This window comes from Verrucomicrobiia bacterium (assembly GCA_035629175.1).
GTDB lineage: Bacteria > Verrucomicrobiota > Verrucomicrobiia > Limisphaerales > DASXHY01 > DASXHY01.
Map to the genome: position 1 here is coordinate 60,598 of DASPIL010000066.1, position 16,639 is coordinate 77,236.

The window sequence follows — 16,639 nt, forward strand, 5'->3', positions numbered from 1 at the left end:
CCCTCAGAAATTTTTGAGTGCCACACCAGATTTCTCCTAGCATTTCAGCTATGGGGTCTTATCCTACGCTACCGTGACTGTAGACATGTTTAAGGAAGAGATGGCGCAAGCCATGAAGGCGTATGAGATGTATGTCATTTGCATCGAGAAGACGCCGGAAGAGTTCCAGGCCTCTTTGGTTTCTCTGCTTGTAAAAGCACTGAAGGCTTTTGAAACCCGGGGACCGCAATTGCGCCACGGGATTGCCTTGGACAAACACATGACGGTCATCCTCAGCCAGAGCGACGGCCCCCGGCCGTTGTGCGGCATTTATTTCAACCTGCATTCACCCTACCAGAAGCCGGCACCGGCTCGCCCGGGCAAGCCTGTCGTGCAGGCGATTGGCGACGGCCGTCAGAGCGCGGAAAGCTGATTTAGCCTGGGATTTGAAAGTCCCAGGACTCCCGTGGTCAGTGGCAGGGCGCGCCGCATTGCGCCACATGACGCAATGCGTGGTCCACGAGCACCAGGGCAGCCATGGCTTCGACCATCGGCACAGCGCGTGGCAGAACGCAGGGATCGTGGCGCCCGCGGCCCTTCAAGGTCGTATTCTGCAGATCGGTATTCACAGTATCCTGCTCGGTCATGACGGTCGCCACGGGCTTGAACGGCACTCGAAGATAAATCACTTCGCCGTTCGAGATTCCACCCTGGATCCCGCCCGAACGATTCGAAGTCGTGAAGACCCTGCCGCCTTCCGCGCGGATCGGATCGTTGTGCTGCGTGCCTGTTAGCAGGATGCTGTCAAAGCCCGACCCGAACTCAAAGCCACGCGACGCAGGAAGGCTCAACATGGCTTTTGCCAGATCAGCTTCCAGACGATCAAAGACGGGTTCGCCCCAGCCAGCCGGAACACCCCGCGCGATGCACTCGACAATGCCCCCCACGGTGTCCCCGGCCGAACGCATCGCTTCAATCAGTGTGATCATGTGATCCGCTGCGGTGGCGTCGGGACAGCGAACGATGTTTGATTCCACCGCGGCAAACGTGACCGTTTCGGGATCGATCTTCGCCTTGATGTGCTGCACCTGCGTGACATAGGCGAGCACCTCGACATTGAAACGCTCGCGCAGAATCTTCTTTGCGACTGCGCCTGCAGCCACGCGTCCAATCGTTTCACGCGCGCTCGTGCGGCCGCCGCCCTGCCAGTTTCGGATTCCGTATTTCGCGGTATAGGTGTAGTCCGCGTGTGAAGGCCGAAACTTTGTTGCCATTTCAGAGTAAGCTTCCGGCCGCGCGTCCTCGTTCTTAACCCACATGGAAATCGGGGTTCCCAAAGTCTTTCCCTCAAAGGTGCCTGACAGGATTTGAACGGTATCCGACTCCTTCCGCGGCGTGACGATCCTAGATTGCCCGGGACGGCGGCGGTCAAGATCGGGCTGAATGTCCGATTCGGTCAACAGGAGCCGCGGGGGACAGCCATCCACCACGACGCCAACACCGCCGCCGTGCGATTCGCCCCAGGTGGTGATGCGGAACAGTTGACCGAAAGAATTAGCCATGGCCGGGAGTATGAGAAAAACCGCGATGAGGTCAAACTTCCGTATGTGGCTTCGACGTCTGCGCCCCGCCCCAGTGGCAGGAAGGCTTTGACCTGTTCTGGACCAATCCCTATGCTCCCGCCTCATTTATGAAAGTTCTCGTCTGTGACCCGATCTCGCCAAGGGGAATCGCTCTTCTGCAACAACGTCCCGAATTCCAGGTAACGGTTCTTCCCAAGCGCCTGTCCGAAGCCGAACTGCTTCCGCTGCTTTCCGATGTCTCTGCAATGCTCGTGCGGTCCGAGACGAAGGTGACGCGCAAAATCATGGAGGCCGCGCCGCAGTTGCGTGTGGTCGGCCGTGCCGGTGTTGGCGTCGACAACATTGACGTCGAAGCCGCGACGCAACGAGGCGTCGTGGTCATGAACACGCCCGGCGGAAATACCATCACGACGGCGGAACTCACGTTCACGATGATTCTGAGCCTCGCCCGCAAGGTGCCGCAGGCGCATGGATCGATGGTGGCGGGCAAGTGGGATCGGAAACTCTTTCAGGGCGTTGAACTGCATGGGAAGACGCTGGGTGTTTTGGGAATGGGGCGCATTGGCGGCGAGACCGCAAAACGGGCTCTCGCATTCGGCATGCGGGTTCTTGCCTACGATCCTTTCCTGACCGAGGCGCGTGCGAAGTCCATCGGCGTCGAATTGGTTGCTGAACTCGATGCTGTTTATCGCGACGCGGATTTCATCACGGTGCACATGCCTGTCACCGAGCAGACGCGCGGCATGTTGAACGCCGCTGCGTTTGCCAAGATGAAACCCAAGGTGAACATCGTGAATTGCGCGCGCGGCGAAATCATCGTCGATGAAGACCTGATCGCCGCGCTCGATTCAGGCAAGGTCGCCGGCGCTGCTCTCGATGTGTTTCATGCCGAGCCGCTTCCTGCGGATCATCCGTTTCGCAAGCACCCCGGCTTGATACTCACGCCGCACCTTGGCGCCAGCACGAACGAGGCGCAGGAGAAATGCGGTATTGAGGTGGCGGAGGTTGTTGCGGGATACCTGCTGACAGGGGAAGTCCGCAACTCGATCAACCTGCCCTATCTCGACGCCAAGACTTACGAGGAGGTGAAGCCTTACCTCACGCTGGGTGAAAAGCTCGGGAAACTGCTGGCGCAACTGGCCCCGCCGCAGGTGGACACGCTGCACATCACGTATGGCGGCAAGGCGCGGGAACTGCCGAACATCGATCCCATCACGCGCTCGATTTTGCAGGGATTTCTTTCTAGGGCGGCAGTGAAGGATTTGAACAACATCAACGTGCGGAGTGTGGCATCTACGCTGGGTGTCTCGGTTGAAGAGAAACGTTCCAGCGAGCCCGTGACGTTCAATGAATGGCTGCATGTGCAGGCGTTCAGCGCCGGAAAGAAAGTGATCTCCGCGGGCGGCACGTTCTTTGGTTCGCCCGAAAACCCGCGCATTGTCCGCGTGTTCAGCCAGCCGACTGAAATTGTGCCTTCGGGCGTCGTGCTGTTATTGAATAACAAGGACCGGCCTGGGATCGTGGGTTACCTGGGATCCCTGCTGGCAAAGTACAACGTAAACATTGCCAGCATGAGCCTCACCCGGGATACTGCGGGCGGATTTGCCCTGACCGCTTTAAATTTGGATAGCGTCCCGCCGAATGACTTCATGGACGAGATTCGAAAAGATCCGGACATCAGCAACGTGATGGTGGTTAAACTGTAGAATTGTGGTAGACTGACAAACTTTTATGAAAACATTAGCAGTATCTCTCGCGGTGCTCTGTGCGGCTGCGCCGTTGGCCTCAGCGGCCCCGGCAGAGGGAACAAACTCCCGTCCCGCATTGCGCGCGAGCGATCTATTCACGAACTCGATCGTCGCGAAGGCTGAGGGCGTGACCATTTCCCGCGCGCAGCTCGATGACGCCCTCACAGGCATTCGCACCGCCGCCGCGTCGCGCGGCCAGACGATCCCCGCCGAGCAAATCACCGCGCTGGAGCGGCAGATCCTGCAGCGCCTCATCCAGGTCCAGCTGCTCAATTCCAAAGCCACGGAAGCGGACAAAACCGCTGGCGCAGAAGCCGCCGAAAAACGCGTTGCTGACCTGAAGAAGCAGGCGGGTTCCGATGAATTGTTCTCCGCGCGCCTCAAGACCATTGGCCTTACCGAACCTGAATTGAAGGCAAAGATGAGCGAGGAGCTCACGGCTGAAGCAGTGGTGAAACGGGAGTTGAAGGTCGAGGTTTCCGATGAAGAGGTTAAGAAATATTTCGACGAGAATCCCGGACGCTTCGAAAAACCCGAGATGGTCCGTGCTGCCCATGTGCTGATCGGCACCACCGATCCCGCGACCCGCGCGCCCCTCTCTGATGAGCAGAAGGCGGCGAAGAAGCGCGTTGCGGAAGATGTCTTGAAGCGCGCCAGGGCGGGCGAGGACTTCGCGAAGCTGGCAAAGGAGTTTTCGGAAGATCCCGGATCGAAGGAAACGGGCGGTGAATACACGTTCCCCAAGGGCCAGATGGTGCCTGAGTTCGAAGGCGCCGCGTTCTCGATGAATACCAACCAAATCAGCGATCTCGTCACGACGCAGTTCGGGTATCACATCATCAAGACGCTTGAAAAGATTCCGGCGAAGAAGATCGAACTCGCTGAAGTTTCCACCGAGGTGAAGGAGTTCCTCACTGGACAGGCGATTCAGAAGCAGCTTCCTGAGTACCTCGAGAAGCTTGAAAAGGCGAGCAAGGTCGAGATCCTCGATGAACGCTTGAAGCCCGTGAGCGAGGGTGCCGCGTCGGCAACCGGCGCCCATGACCACACCGATCACACCGGCCACAATCACTGACCTGCGATTTGAACAAAGGCCCGGCTTGTCCGGGCCTTTTTCGTGTACGGGCCAGGCGGGGGGCAACCTTCGCGCGGCATACTCGTTGGCGCTTCGCGGCAATTCGACTTTGCGCGTGAAGCGTTGATCGGTACTTTCAGGCGTGAGCAAGAAGAGCGCAGCCATAGCAGAACTAATTCGGTCGTGTGAGGGAAGAAGCCGCGACGCGCACTATCTTGGCTATTTCGAATGCTTCAATCGACAGCTGTTCTTTGAGGCTCATGACGTCCTGGAAGAACTTTGGCTGAAGGACCGCACCAGCCCGAATTTTGCGTTTTACAAGGGACTGATCCAGCTGGCGGGAGCATTCGTTCACCTGCAGAAGACACGCCTGCGTCCGTCTGCAGCTCTGTTCCGGCTCGCCGAAGCAAACCTTCGCCAATATCCAGCAATGCACGAAGGATTGGATGTGGGCACGGTGCTGAAGCTGATTGAGCATTGGCTTGTCCTGCTCGAAGCCGGCAAGTTTGAGGTAAACCCGCTGGATCCGCGCAACCCGCCCCAGCTCGCGCCGCCTTTTGAAGCGGCTGGGACCTGAAATTCCATCTTGCGCCTTGACAACATTGCCGTTGCGTCTGTATTTTCTGTCCATACAGAAATGAATAAACTGTCGCCCGTTGAACAGAAATTTGTCCTGCATTGGGGGGAGATGGGAACACGGTGGGGAATCAATCGGACAGTCGCGCAAATTCACGCGCTGCTTTACATCGCTCCCGAGCCTCTAAACGCCGAAGCCATCGCCGAAACGCTCAACGTGGCGCGCTCCAACGTGAGCAACAGCTTAAAGGAACTTCAGGGATGGCGAATCGTGAAAATGGTGCATGTGCTCGGGGACAAACGGGATCACTTTGAATCGATGAAGGATCCGTGGGAAATGTTCCGCGTCGTTCTCGACGAACGCAAGCGCCGCGAGATTGATCCCGCCCTCGAGATGCTCCGCGAATGCATAGCGGAGGCCGAGAAGGACAAGGAAACCAGTGAGTTCACTGAGGAACGGTTAAAGACATTGCGCGATTTTTTCGAGGTTACAACAGCGTGGTACGCCCAGCTGCGCCAGTGGCCGACACAGGCTGTCGTTCGTTTTGTGAAGCTCGGAGACAAGGTGCTGAAGCTGCTGGGCATGAGCTGATTTTTTTTATTTCGGAATTCTGTGAATACAGAAAATACAGACAATACAGGGAGCGACAGGGGCAGCTGGCTTTTCTACGATGGTGACTGCGGGTTGTGTGTTCGTTGGGCTCGTCGGATTGAACCCGCGCTGACCCGCCGCGGTTATGTCGTCCTGCCCTTGCAAAGCGCAGAGGTGCGCCAGCGGTTGAACCTTGCCGAGCCGGAATTGCTGCGGGAAATGCGCGTGATCACGCGCGATGGCCGGATTCACGGCGGAGCGGACGCCATTATTCATCTTGCGCGCGCGTTTCCGTTCGGACGCTGCTTTGCGGCGATCGGCCGCATTCCCCTGATCAATGATCTGCTGCGCGCCGGCTACTGCCGGGTCGCTCAGAATCGACGTTGCAGTGGGGGTCGATGCCGCGTTCCAAATCGGAGATGCGACTGGATCGGATGGTTGCCGCTTTTGATTGCGGTCGCCGTTTTGATGCTATTTGGCTGGAAACTTCCCGCGTGGGTTTTCATGTGGACGTTGTGTGCCGCTCTCTTCGCGGGTTGCAAGTGGCTGGTTTTCTGGCGCGCCTGGTTAGGGAGTGAAAGGCCCGGAATTCTCCAAGGCGCTGGATTCCTGCTGGGGTGGATCGGAATGGATGCGCATGCGTTTTTCGACACCAACGCGATTGTTACTGCGCCGCGATTTCGTGAATGGCTGATCCCGCTGATTCGAACCATGGCTGGAGCGGTTCTCGTTTGGGGTGTGGCCGGTCTGTTGTCTGACACTCTTCCCTTGCTCGCGGGATGGATTGGAATGTTTGGCCTGATCCTGTTGCTGCACTTCGGGCTCTTTGCCCTGCTGGCCCAGCTTTGGCGGCGGGCAGGGGTGGATGCGCTGCCGCTCATGAGGGCTCCGCTCCTTGCAAAAACGCCTGGCGAATTCTCGGGCAGCCGATGGAACTCCGGGTTTCGCCAGCTTGCCCATGATTTTGTTTTCACGCCGCTGCGCGGCCGCGCGCAGCCGGCCTGCTCGTGTTTGCTGTCTCAGGCCTGGTTCACGATCTTGTCATTTCGCTGCCGGCCCGCGGCGGCTTCGGTTTGCCAACCGCGTATTTCCTGCTGCAAGGCGTCGGCGTCCTTATCGAGCACACACGGCGCGGAAGAAAACTGCTGCGCGGCTGGCATGGGCGCGTGTTTACAATTTTGGCCGCAAGCCTGCCGGTGTTCTGGTTGTTCCATCCACCGTTTATATACAACGTCATGCTCCCGTTCCTGAAAGCACTCCACGCGTTTTGAGAAAAATTATGAGACTGACAACATTGCTGCAAATTGCCGCTGTTCTCCACATCGGCCTTGTCTGGGCGGGTGCCACCATGCCGCGGACCGTCGGCCTTGCGGCTCACCTCAAAAACCTGCCGCCGTTCATTCGCAACCTCGTCTGGGTTTACTATGCGTTCGTCGGGTTGACGCTCGTCAGCTTCGCCGTTTTGACATTTCTCTTCGCGCCCCAGATCGCGGCAGGTGAGCCTGTGGCTCGCGCACTCTCCATAGTGATGGCGCTCCTCTGGACTGTTCGTATCGTTGTCGCGTTCCTTGTGTTCGATGCGCGGCCTTACCTCACCCATTGGTTTTACAAAGCAGGGTATCAAATCACGAATCTGACCTTCATCTATCTCGCAATTGTTTACGCGGTGGCTGCGTGGAAAGGGGGTGCGCTGTGATGCTCAACATGCCGCGCGTGCAGGGGATCATTGATCGAAGGATGCTGATCAATTTTCGTGTGACGCCGCAGGTGGCGCAGGCGCTTCTCCCACGGCCATTCCGTCCAAAACTCGTCCGCGGCTGGGCGATCGTCGGCATTTGCCTCATTCGTTTGAAACATCTGCGGCCGCAGGGTCTGCCCCGTGCATTCGGCGTGACTTCGGAAAACGCCGCTCATCGAATAGCGGTGGAATGGGAGGATCGCGGTGAACTGCGTGAAGGCGTGTTTATTCCTCGTCGCGACACCGCACAGCGGCTGAACGTGTTGCTCGGCGGCCGCGTCTTTCCCGGCGTGCATCATCTGGCGACGCTTGACGTCCGCGAGTCCGCGGGAGACTTCCAACTGCGGATGCGCAGTCACGATGGCGACGCATCTCTCAGCGTGGACGCGACCATCGCAGATCGTCTGGCTGAAGGATCGATCTTCACGACCCTCAAGGAAGCCTCTGATTTTTTTGAAGGTGGCGCAGCGGGATATTCACCAGCCCGCAAGACAGGCATTCTGGAAGGGCTCGAACTTAAAAGTCACGCATGGGCGATGACGCCCCTCCACGTGCGAAGCATCGAATCGAGTTTTTTTTCTAACCGAACACGTTTCCCCGCCGGATCGATGGCATTCGACAACGCACTCTTAATGCGGGGCATTGAACACGAATGGCTTCGGCCGCCGATTCTCCGTACCGGAGTTGCAAACGCTTTATGAACACCCCACGCAAGATCGTGCTGGCGGGAGGAACGGGATTTCTCGGCCAAGTGCTCGGCGAATGGTTCGCCGCAAAAGGCTGGCCGGTTGTGGTTTTCACCCGCCATCCGGGAAACCAGGAAAGGGCACGAGAGGTGCGATGGGACGGGTTGACTTTGGGACCGTGGGTCCAGGAACTCGAGAACGCGGAGGCGGTGATCAATCTCAGCGGACGTTCGGTTAATTGCCGGTACGGGCGGCGGAATCGCCAGGAGATCATGAACTCAAGGGTCATTCCGACGCGCCTGCTTGGCCACGCGATCGCGGGCTGTTCGAACCCGCCAAAGGTTTGGCTCAACGCAAGCACCGCAACCATCTACAAGAACACGCGAAACGCAGGGTGGGATGAGCAGGGTGAGATCGATGCTACACCCGAAGCGAAGGATGCGTTTTCGATCGATGTGGCCGTTGCGTGGGAGCAGGCGTTCCACAACGCGGTTACCCCCGGCACAAGGAAGGTGGTACTGCGGACCGCCATGGTGTTGGGGCAGGCGAAGAACAGTGTGTTCCCAACCTTGCGCAAGCTTGCCCGCGCCCGCCTGGGAGGAACCATGGCAAGTGGAACACAGTTCGTCTCGTGGATTCACCACGCGGACTTTTGCCGTGCCGTGGACTGGGTCATTGAGCACGAGGAGTTCTCGGGCCCGGTCAACCTCGTGGCGCCGCGCGCCCTCACGAATCGCGAAATGATGCAGCACGTCAGGGAGGCTGGCGGGATGTCGTGGGGATTGCCTGCTCCGCTGTGGCTGCTGGAGATAGGTGCCTTCTTTATGCGCACCGAGACCGAATTGATCATCAAGAGCCGGCGTGCCGTTCCCAGGCGGCTGCTTGATTCCGGATTTGAATTTCGTTTCGCGGATTTCGCCGGAGCCATCCGTGACCTCGAGCAAGGCCGGCCGCGTTGAACTCTCAGGAATCTTGTGCATGCGACGAATCCCATTGTTGACTCGAATGCTGCCGCGCGAATGCGGATGCAGGTGACGGCGGGGGAACCGTTGTTTCTTGCGGATTGGGACCGCGCGCTGTTTATGCACTACGAAGTGAGCGCGGCCGATTTGCAAAGATTCATCCCGTTGGAACTCGACGTGTGGAACGGGCGCGCGTTTATCTCGCTGGTTGCGTTCACGATGAGTCATTTCAGACTGAAAGTTGGCGGGTGTTTCACGCGCTGGCTGACGTTGCCGGTCTCCACGCATGAATTCCTGAACGTGCGAACTTATGTGCGGCATCGCGGCGAGATGGGCATTTTCTTTCTGGCGGAGTGGGTCCCCAACCGCGTGAGCCGTGCGCTGGGACCCGTGACCTTCGGATTGCCGTATCGCCTGGGCCGGTTGCGATATGATCACGGAAGCGAAGTTGACGGAATGTCGGGCGAAGTCACCGACGCAACCACGCGCTCGCGGTTCGCTTACCACGGGGTGGCGTGCGGATTCGATTTTGACAGTTGCACGGACGGATCATTGGACGCATTTCTCCTCGAGCGATACACAGCATTCACCGCGGCCAGCCGAGCACAGCGATTCTTTCGCATCTGGCATCGGCCGTGGCCGCAGGTTCGCGCCCAAGTGAACGTAACCGAGGCTTCGCTGATCGATGAAGCTTGGGCGGGCCTGAGTCGGGCGACATTACACAGCGCGCATTTTTCTCAAGGCGTGCGCGATGTCTGGATGGGCCGTCCACATCGAATGACACCAAGCAGGCTTGGCGCGCGCCGCCTGTCGGCGTTCTTCGAAATGCCATGATATAAATTCGCTGGCGCTGCCAGCCCTCCCGGAATCACCGATTCAGCACGTATCTTGCAAGCTCTGAAACTGCGGAAAGCGCGTCGTCCCAGGTCTCGTATTTGGCTGCACCCCACGTATCAACGTTCATCCAGGGCAAATCCGCGGGGCGGTGCCGCTCTGTGGATTCCAATCTCTGGCGGCGGCGTTCGAGTTCGCGCAATTCTGTCTCTCTCGCCTTCATCAAGCCACCGGCCTGGATGAATTCAATGATGCGCCGCAGTTCATCGCGGTCAAACCATGTTCCGTGCGGCTTGCACACATCCACGACCACGTGTGAGCAGCGGGCGAAATTAACCCGATGCATGAGGTCGCTGCAGACGGGACAGCGGAGATAGCGCACCACCTCGACGTTTCCGGTGAGCGGCGTTGGAACGGCTGCGGCCGCTCCGAGGATGGCCGCGTGTTGCTCGCGGTCCGCGTAAAGCCGCTCCAGGGCATCGGCATCGGCCCAGATGCCTTCGCACTTCGGGCATTCGAGGAGGTGGTTTGTGCCGATGAGCACGGGCTGGGTCTCCGAAGAGCATCGGGGACAGGGCCGGGGCTGCAAGCCGGACAATTCCGCGCGGCGGGCGGCTGCTCCGCAATGCGAACAAAACTTTGCGCCCAGGAACACCATGCCGAAACAGGCAGGGCAGGCAATAGTCGCCAAACGCGAGTTGCAGTGGCCGCAGCGCGTGGCATCCGGGGACGCGGACGCGCCACACATCGGACATTTAAGGGTATAAGCAGTCATGACACGGTTTTCCTATCGGCTCTACACTGAAGACCTTAACCTTTGCGACGACTTACAACGGGTCCGCAAATTTATACTTCCAACGCAGCGGTTCCGTGGAATGATGTCGCGCATTGAAAGGAAAACTATGGGCCTGATCGATTATCTTAAAACACAGTTTCTGGAAATCATCCAGTGGGAGGACGACTCGCGCGACACCATTTCGTGGCGTTATCCCGACCTCGACAAGGAAATCAAGCGTGGCGCCCAATTGATCGTGCGCGAATCACAGGTGGCCCAGTTTGTTTATCTCGGCCAGTTCGGCGACACGTTTACGCCGGGCAAATGGTCGCTCACAACAGACAATATTCCGATCCTTTCAACACTGAAGGGCTGGAAATACGGCCTGGAATCGCCGTTCAAGGCCGATGTTTATTTCATCAACACGCGCCTGTTCACGGGAAACAAATGGGGCACGGCAAATCCCGTGATGATGCGGGATCCCGACCTCGGGGTGGTGCGGGTGCGCGCGTACGGGACTTACGATTTCAAAGTGGTTGATCCGAAACTGTTCCTGAAGGAAGTGGCCGGGACCGATGACAATTTCCGCATCGACGAGTTTGCTGACACAATGCGTTCACGTGTGGTCAGCCTGTTCAGCGATGCAATTGCCTCCGCGCGGCTGCCCGTGCTGGAAGTCGCAGCGCGTTACCAGGAACTCGGAGATGCGCTACTGCCGATGATCAATCCGATCGTCACAGCGAAATACGGATTGGAAATACCGAGTTTTGTAGTGGAGAACGTTTCGGTTCCGCCTGAGGTGGAGCAGGCGATCGATAAACGTTCGAGCATGTCTGCGGTGGGGAACTTGAACGACTACGTGAAGTTTCAGATGGCAGAAAGCATGACGAAGGGAGAGGGGAGCGGGATGGCTAATTCGGCGGCGCAGCTTGGGGCCGGGCTGGCCATGGGCCAACAGATGATGGCTGCAATGAACGCGTCACCCACGACCCCATCGGGGGGTCCGGCAGGATTGCCGGCGTCGATTCCCACGCCTGGATTTCCTGAATTGCTGGGTGCCGGTGACGTTGCGCTGATTCTGGGAGTGAGTGAGGCGGACGTGCTGGCGGCGCTTGAGAGCGGCGAATTGAAGGGCCGGAAGATTGGATCCACCTGGCGCATCACGCGCAACGCGCTGGACCAGTTTCTCAATTCCTGACTCATCCTGCGCCCGAGGAGCGATCGTCATCACACATGCAGAACGCGGTTGCACATAAAAAGTTCACATGTCCGGCGTGCGGGGCTGAGGCGCAATGGAACCCGGACAAAAAGGCGCTTGTATGTCCGTTCTGCGGCACCACGTCGCCGGCTCACGTTGAGCTGACATCGTCGGGCGAGGAGACGATCGTCGAACACGACCTTGTTGCCACGTTGCGGGGCGTTCCTGATGAACAGCGAGGCTGGCAGGCCGCCAAGACATGCGTTCGATGCCAGAGTTGCCAGGCGATCTCGGTGTTCGATGCAGAACGGGTAGGGCAGCGCTGTGATTTTTGCGGCTCCTCTGCGCTCGTGCCGTACGAGGAAATCAAGGAATCGTTCCGGCCCGAAAGCCTGCTGCCCATGAAGGTCAGTGAAAACCAGGTGCGCGACGCGATACGGAAATGGTATGGAACCCGTTGGTTCGCCCCCAATCGGCTGAAGCGCTCTGCACTCACAGATACCGTGATGGGTGCTTACATTCCGTATTGGACGTTCGATGCTCACGTGGATGCGGACTGGACCGCCGATTCGGGGTATTATTATTACGAGACGGAGCATTACACCGATGCACAGGGCAAACGACAGTCGCGCCGTGTGCGCAAGGTGCGGTGGATTCCGAGCGCCGGCTCAGTGAAGCACGCTTTCGATGATCAGCTTGTTTGCGCCTCGCGCGGTGTGCCGCCGGATCTGTTGCATCGAATCGAACCCTTTCCAACTCGCGATCTTGTTCCCTACAAGCCCGGTTTCCTTTCTGGCTGGGTGGTCGAGCGTTACCAGATTGATCTCGTCGCAGGCGCCAAAGCGGCACGCGACGCGATGGATGCTGCGATGCGCCAGCTCTGTTCTGCGCAGGTGCCCGGGGACACACAACGCAATCTACGCGTGAACAGTGATTATTCGCAACAGACGTTCAAGCACATCCTGGTGCCGATCTGGCTGCTGACCTACAACTACGGCCGGCGGAATTACAAGGTGCTGATTAATGGCGTCACTTGCTCGATTGCAGGCAATTATCCGAAGAGCTGGGTCAAGATCCTGTTGCTGATCCTCGCAATAGCGGTTGCCGCGGGAGTCTTCTTCCTCGTTGCGCAACACTGAACGGCATTCCCCCGGGTTCACCTGCATAGCCGGCCTCGTTCGTGAACGAGCCTGCTTTTCAAGGTCCTTTGCAGAAATCGAAGATGATCAATTGAGAACGATCCGATACGATTCGCAGGTCACTGTCACGACGGCCGTGAATGTTGAGGAAGAAAATGCGAGGGCACACAGGGTGAATGGCACTGCAGTATTCTCAGTGATGGAACCTTTGCGACGAACGTAGATCCCGATCCTGTTGTCATGCGCAAGAAATCTCCACGCGTCCTGCTCATGATGGGCTGGTACGACCATCGCCTGCATCGCGGCATCGAAAAGTACGCGCAGGAACATAGCTGGCATTTGTCAGAGGATTTCTCTCGCGAGAAGGCCATCCCATGGGGCTGGGATGGGGATGGCATCCTTGCCTGGCTCGGACCGGGCGACGATCTTGCGGACTTCGTGATGCAGAGCGGCAAGCCTGCCGTGGATTTCAGCTTTCGCAGGCCACAACTCAACCTGCCGCGCGTTTTGGAGGACACCGCCGAAACAGCGCGGCTCGTGGCCGATCACTTTCTGGCGCGCGGCTTTCGGAATTTTGCGTTCTACAGCGATTACGAAAACTGGATCTACAACGAACGCGGCGAGGCATTCATCCGCTCTCTCCAGCAGGCTGAACACAAGGCTCCATGGCTGCGCTGGCATCAATCGCCGGCATTCCGGAAGGATCGAAAGGCCTGGAAATGGAAGCGGGATTGGCTCGCCAGCGAAATGAAACGGCTGCCCAAGCCAACCGGGGTTTTTGCCGCGAGCGATGGCCTTGCGCTCGAGGTCCTCGAAGTGTGCGAAGCCATTGGCATCGCAGTGCCGGAAGACGTCGCAATTGTCGGAGCGGGAAATCACCTGCTGGCCGTCGATGCCATGCACACCCCGATTTCAAGCGTCGACGTCAACATGGAGCTGATTGGCTATGAAGGGGCGAGGTTACTGGATGCCGCGATGCGCACGCGCTCCTTCGAACCTGAACTGGTGCGAGTGCCGCCCTCGCGGCTTGTGACGCGCAAGAGCAGCGACCTTGTTGCAGTGAACCATCCCGGCGTCGCACGGAGCTTGCGCTTCATGTGGGATCACTGCCATGAACCGATCGGGGTGAAGGATCTGGCCAATGCCGCGGGAATGTCCGTCCGCAGTTTTCATCAGGCATTCGTCGAGAATCTGGGCCGCCCGCCCGGCACGGAGTTGCAGCGGATCAGGATCGAGCATTCCAAGAAACTGCTCCTCGAATCCGGCGAGAAAATCGATACGATTGCTCAAATGTGCGGTTACGAGAGCGGCAACAGTTTCTGGGTCGCATTCAAGCGCGCGACTGGGCTTTCTCCCAAGCAATACCAGAAGCAGTTCAGTTAGGCCACGACGCCCCATTCCATCCAGATCTTCGTCGCACGCCTTCGTGTGCAGAAAATTCAGACTTTTTCGCCTAAGGTCGGTAGGCATCTGTCCTGGCGACCTTGGTAAGGTAACGACACTCAGCTATGCGCATTTCATCTTCCAACGCTGCATTCAATCCCCGAAGAGTTCCCCGCGCGACTGCATCGGCCGCCGCTGTGGCAGCCTTAGTTATTCGGAATCGCGCGCGTCAACGATGCGGCTTCACGCTGATCGAATTGCTCGTGGTGATCGCCATCATTGCAATCCTTGCCGCGATGCTGCTGCCCGCACTGGCGAAGGCAAAGGTCAAGGCGCAGGGGATTCATTGCTTGAACAATCTCAAGCAACAGCAACTCGCCTGGCACATGTATGCAGGCGACGCGGCGGAGAAGCTGCCGCCGAATCCCTCCAGCGACAGCAACAACGGGAATGACATCGGCGAGCCGGCTGGGCGATGGCCCGCATGGGTGGCCGGGCGCCTGTCGATGGGAGCTGCAAATCCCGACAACGTAAACACCGAGAAGCTCGTTGGCGCGGCGTACCAGCCTTACGGATCGCTTGGACCGTACACAAAGAGTCCAGCGCTATATCATTGTGCAGGCGACAAATCGACGGACATTGCGACTGCGAAGCCGCGGGTGCGATCGATCACGATGAACTCGCACGTCGGACCGACTGGCGATCCCGGAAGCATCAGCGGGAAGATCGTTTCGCAAACGACTTACGAGCGGTATGTCAAAATGTCCGACTTCAAAAAACTGCCGCCGTCCGATGCGTTTGTCTTCGCGGACGAAAGGGCGGACAGCATCAATGACGGGTGGTTTTGGATCGACTCCAGCGCGTGGGCAACTTCCGCAGCGGGTTCGAATGGCAGATATCGAGACCTGCCTGCGTTTTACCACAACAACGCCAGTGCCTTCTCGTTCGCGGATGGCCATGCCGAAATTCGCAAATGGCGCGATGGACGGTTTCTCGCGGTAAAGAGCGGAACCGCGGGCGCGATCGCCGCCAGCCAGGATGTGTGGTGGCTGGTAACTCACGCTACAACGAGGAAATAAACAGCCGGCTCCGCCCGCGTTGGACCATGCAATACACACTTTGTTTTCTGCTCAGCGCATTCGCCGTCGCATCGGCGGCGGCGGAGCCCGTCACGCGCGAGCGCATCAACAGCCTGCCCGCGGAACAGCAACCCTCCTGGAGAGAATACCTCGACCGTTCCCAAAAGAACTCGATGGCCGACCAGGCAGCGATTGCGGCAGAAGTAGCGGCCAGCGGGATGAGCAATGCGTTGAAGGCTCCGAGCGGCGGGGATTTCAAGGTGACCGCCAGGCCGGGTGACGCGTGGTTTGGTTCAGATGAAGCCCGGCGAATTGCCGATGCCGTCCTTTCCTATCAAACCCCGGCAGGCGGATGGTCCAAGCATACCGGATACAGCCACGGTCCGCGGCGGCCCGGAATGCAATGGACGTCCCAGAACGAGCCCGGCCGTTCGGCGCATTATGTTGCGACATTCGACAATCATGCGACCACCGCGGAGATGAAGTTTCTCGCATGCGTCTGGCACATGACGCAGCGCGAAGATTGCAAAGCGGGATTTCTCAAGGGACTCGACTTCATACTCGCATCCCAGTTTCCGAACGGCGGCTGGCCGCAGGGTTACCCGCTGGAGGGCAATTATCATGATCACATCACGTTCAATGATGACGCCATGACGCATATTCTGGAACTGCTCCATTCGATTCAACGCCGCGAACCGTGGTTTGCGTTTGTGGATGAATTGAAGCGGCAGGAGGTGGAACGTGCGTTGGCTGCGGCACTTCGCTGCGTGCGGCAGTTGCAGGTTGTGCAGAACGGGAAAGCAACCGCGTGGTGCGCGCAATACGACGCGCTCACCATGCAACCAGCCCAGGCGCGCCTCATGGAACCGGCTTCGTTGAGCGGCTTGGAGAGCGCCCACGTCCTGAAGTTTCTGATGACGATCACCAATCCTTCGCCCGAGATCGTAACTTCCATTGAACAGGGCCTGGCCTGGCTCGACCAGGCAAAGATCACGAGTCTTTCGCGGACGAATCGGTCGGCGAAAACGACTTATGAGAGGAATTCGACATCCACCGAAGTTTATTGGGCGCGGTTCTATTCCTTGACGAACAGCACACCCATATTTCCCGGCCGGGATGGTGTGCTCTACAAGTCGTTCGATGAAATGGCCGCACACAACAGGCTCGGCTATGACTATCTCACCACTTTGCCCGGCAGCATCCTGAACAACGGCCAGAAGAAATGGCGCCGCATGCTGAATGCGGATCGCAAGTAATACCGGATCACACTGTCAGTCGAACAACTAAATCCC

At 58.4% G+C, this 16,639-nt stretch carries 17 protein-coding genes; 15 read left to right on the forward strand and 2 right to left on the reverse strand.

From position 1 onward, the window contains the following. The first annotated feature begins 73 nt into the window (after positions 1–73). Positions 74–412: a hypothetical protein gene (locus VEH04_10840; GenBank protein ID HYG23268.1), complete on the forward strand. Its 339-nt coding sequence runs from the start codon at positions 74–76 to the stop codon at positions 410–412. 37 nt (positions 413–449) lie between these two features. Here VEH04_10840 and aroC read toward each other — a convergent pair whose 3' ends face one another. Further along, entirely contained in the window at positions 450–1,541 is a 1,092-nt protein-coding gene (gene aroC / locus VEH04_10845; GenBank protein HYG23269.1) for a chorismate synthase, read from the reverse strand. Between the two features lie 128 nt (positions 1,542–1,669). Between aroC and serA the strand changes: the two genes are divergently transcribed. From serA to VEH04_10890, 9 genes are all read left to right on the forward strand, one after another. Next, complete coding sequence (gene serA, locus VEH04_10850) at positions 1,670–3,268, forward strand: phosphoglycerate dehydrogenase (GenBank protein HYG23270.1); 1,599 nt, start codon at positions 1,670–1,672, stop codon at positions 3,266–3,268. Positions 3,269–3,293: 25 nt separating this feature from the next. Then, a complete protein-coding gene (locus tag VEH04_10855; GenBank protein HYG23271.1) occupies positions 3,294–4,385 on the forward strand; it encodes a peptidylprolyl isomerase in 1,092 nt (363 codons plus the stop codon). 142 nt (positions 4,386–4,527) lie between these two features. Continuing rightward, entirely contained in the window at positions 4,528–4,962 is a 435-nt protein-coding gene (locus tag VEH04_10860) for a DUF309 domain-containing protein (GenBank protein HYG23272.1), read from the forward strand. Between the two features lie 60 nt (positions 4,963–5,022). Beyond that, a complete protein-coding gene (locus VEH04_10865; protein ID HYG23273.1) occupies positions 5,023–5,553 on the forward strand; it encodes a MarR family transcriptional regulator in 531 nt (176 codons plus the stop codon). Positions 5,554–5,574: 21 nt separating this feature from the next. Then, positions 5,575–6,804: a DUF393 domain-containing protein gene (locus VEH04_10870; GenBank protein HYG23274.1), complete on the forward strand. Its 1,230-nt coding sequence runs from the start codon at positions 5,575–5,577 to the stop codon at positions 6,802–6,804. Between the two features lie 28 nt (positions 6,805–6,832). After that, positions 6,833–7,249, forward strand: coding sequence for a hypothetical protein (locus VEH04_10875; protein ID HYG23275.1), 417 nt, complete (start codon positions 6,833–6,835; stop codon positions 7,247–7,249). Then, positions 7,249–7,992 (forward strand): DUF2071 domain-containing protein, encoded by a 744-nt coding sequence (locus VEH04_10880; GenBank protein ID HYG23276.1) that lies wholly within the window; start codon positions 7,249–7,251, stop codon positions 7,990–7,992. The genes VEH04_10875 and VEH04_10880 overlap by 1 nt, the downstream gene beginning before the upstream one ends. Further along, positions 7,989–8,936, forward strand: a complete 948-nt coding sequence (locus tag VEH04_10885) for a TIGR01777 family oxidoreductase (GenBank protein ID HYG23277.1) — start codon at positions 7,989–7,991, stop codon at positions 8,934–8,936. The genes VEH04_10880 and VEH04_10885 overlap by 4 nt, the downstream gene beginning before the upstream one ends. A 15-nt stretch (positions 8,937–8,951) precedes the next feature. Further along, complete coding sequence (locus VEH04_10890; protein HYG23278.1) at positions 8,952–9,773, forward strand: DUF2071 domain-containing protein; 822 nt, start codon at positions 8,952–8,954, stop codon at positions 9,771–9,773. Between the two features lie 34 nt (positions 9,774–9,807). Here the strand turns inward: VEH04_10890 and VEH04_10895 are convergent, their stop codons facing one another. Then, on the reverse strand, positions 9,808–10,548 hold the full coding sequence (locus VEH04_10895; GenBank protein ID HYG23279.1) for a zf-TFIIB domain-containing protein: 741 nt from the start codon (positions 10,546–10,548) through the stop codon (positions 9,808–9,810). A 127-nt stretch (positions 10,549–10,675) separates the two neighbouring features. Between VEH04_10895 and VEH04_10900 the strand changes: the two genes are divergently transcribed. The 5 genes from VEH04_10900 (at position 10,676) to pelA (ending at position 16,603) form a co-directional block, all read left to right on the forward strand. Continuing rightward, entirely contained in the window at positions 10,676–11,746 is a 1,071-nt protein-coding gene (locus tag VEH04_10900) for an SPFH and helix-turn-helix domain-containing protein (protein HYG23280.1), read from the forward strand. A 35-nt stretch (positions 11,747–11,781) separates the two neighbouring features. After that, complete coding sequence (locus VEH04_10905) at positions 11,782–12,885, forward strand: zinc ribbon domain-containing protein (GenBank protein ID HYG23281.1); 1,104 nt, start codon at positions 11,782–11,784, stop codon at positions 12,883–12,885. A 240-nt stretch (positions 12,886–13,125) separates the two neighbouring features. Then, positions 13,126–14,268, forward strand: a complete 1,143-nt coding sequence (locus tag VEH04_10910) for a DNA-binding transcriptional regulator (GenBank protein HYG23282.1) — start codon at positions 13,126–13,128, stop codon at positions 14,266–14,268. A gap of 197 nt (positions 14,269–14,465) precedes the next feature. Further along, the gene (locus tag VEH04_10915) at positions 14,466–15,347 is read left to right on the forward strand and encodes a prepilin-type N-terminal cleavage/methylation domain-containing protein (GenBank protein ID HYG23283.1); all 882 of its coding nucleotides are present in this window, start codon (positions 14,466–14,468) and stop codon (positions 15,345–15,347) included. 26 nt (positions 15,348–15,373) lie between these two features. After that, positions 15,374–16,603 (forward strand): pectate lyase, encoded by a 1,230-nt coding sequence (gene pelA, locus VEH04_10920; GenBank protein HYG23284.1) that lies wholly within the window; start codon positions 15,374–15,376, stop codon positions 16,601–16,603. Positions 16,604–16,639 lie beyond the last annotated feature (36 nt).

What these genes read in the sequence shown, in the direction of transcription:
- aroC (HYG23269.1), bottom strand. Translation starts at nt 1,541, where the DNA reads ATGGCTAATTCTTTCGGTCAACTGTTCCGCATCACCACCTGGGGCGAA.
- serA (HYG23270.1), top strand. Translation starts at nt 1,670, where the DNA reads ATGAAAGTTCTCGTCTGTGACCCGATCTCGCCAAGGGGAATCGCTCTT.
- VEH04_10855 (HYG23271.1), top strand. Translation starts at nt 3,294, where the DNA reads ATGAAAACATTAGCAGTATCTCTCGCGGTGCTCTGTGCGGCTGCGCCG.
- VEH04_10865 (HYG23273.1), top strand. Translation starts at nt 5,023, where the DNA reads ATGAATAAACTGTCGCCCGTTGAACAGAAATTTGTCCTGCATTGGGGG.
- VEH04_10875 (HYG23275.1), top strand. Translation starts at nt 6,833, where the DNA reads ATGAGACTGACAACATTGCTGCAAATTGCCGCTGTTCTCCACATCGGC.
- VEH04_10880 (HYG23276.1), top strand. Translation starts at nt 7,249, where the DNA reads ATGCTCAACATGCCGCGCGTGCAGGGGATCATTGATCGAAGGATGCTG.
- VEH04_10885 (HYG23277.1), top strand. Translation starts at nt 7,989, where the DNA reads ATGAACACCCCACGCAAGATCGTGCTGGCGGGAGGAACGGGATTTCTC.
- VEH04_10895 (HYG23279.1), bottom strand. Translation starts at nt 10,548, where the DNA reads ATGACTGCTTATACCCTTAAATGTCCGATGTGTGGCGCGTCCGCGTCC.
- VEH04_10900 (HYG23280.1), top strand. Translation starts at nt 10,676, where the DNA reads ATGGGCCTGATCGATTATCTTAAAACACAGTTTCTGGAAATCATCCAG.
- VEH04_10905 (HYG23281.1), top strand. Translation starts at nt 11,782, where the DNA reads ATGCAGAACGCGGTTGCACATAAAAAGTTCACATGTCCGGCGTGCGGG.
- VEH04_10910 (HYG23282.1), top strand. Translation starts at nt 13,126, where the DNA reads ATGCGCAAGAAATCTCCACGCGTCCTGCTCATGATGGGCTGGTACGAC.
- pelA (HYG23284.1), top strand. Translation starts at nt 15,374, where the DNA reads ATGCAATACACACTTTGTTTTCTGCTCAGCGCATTCGCCGTCGCATCG.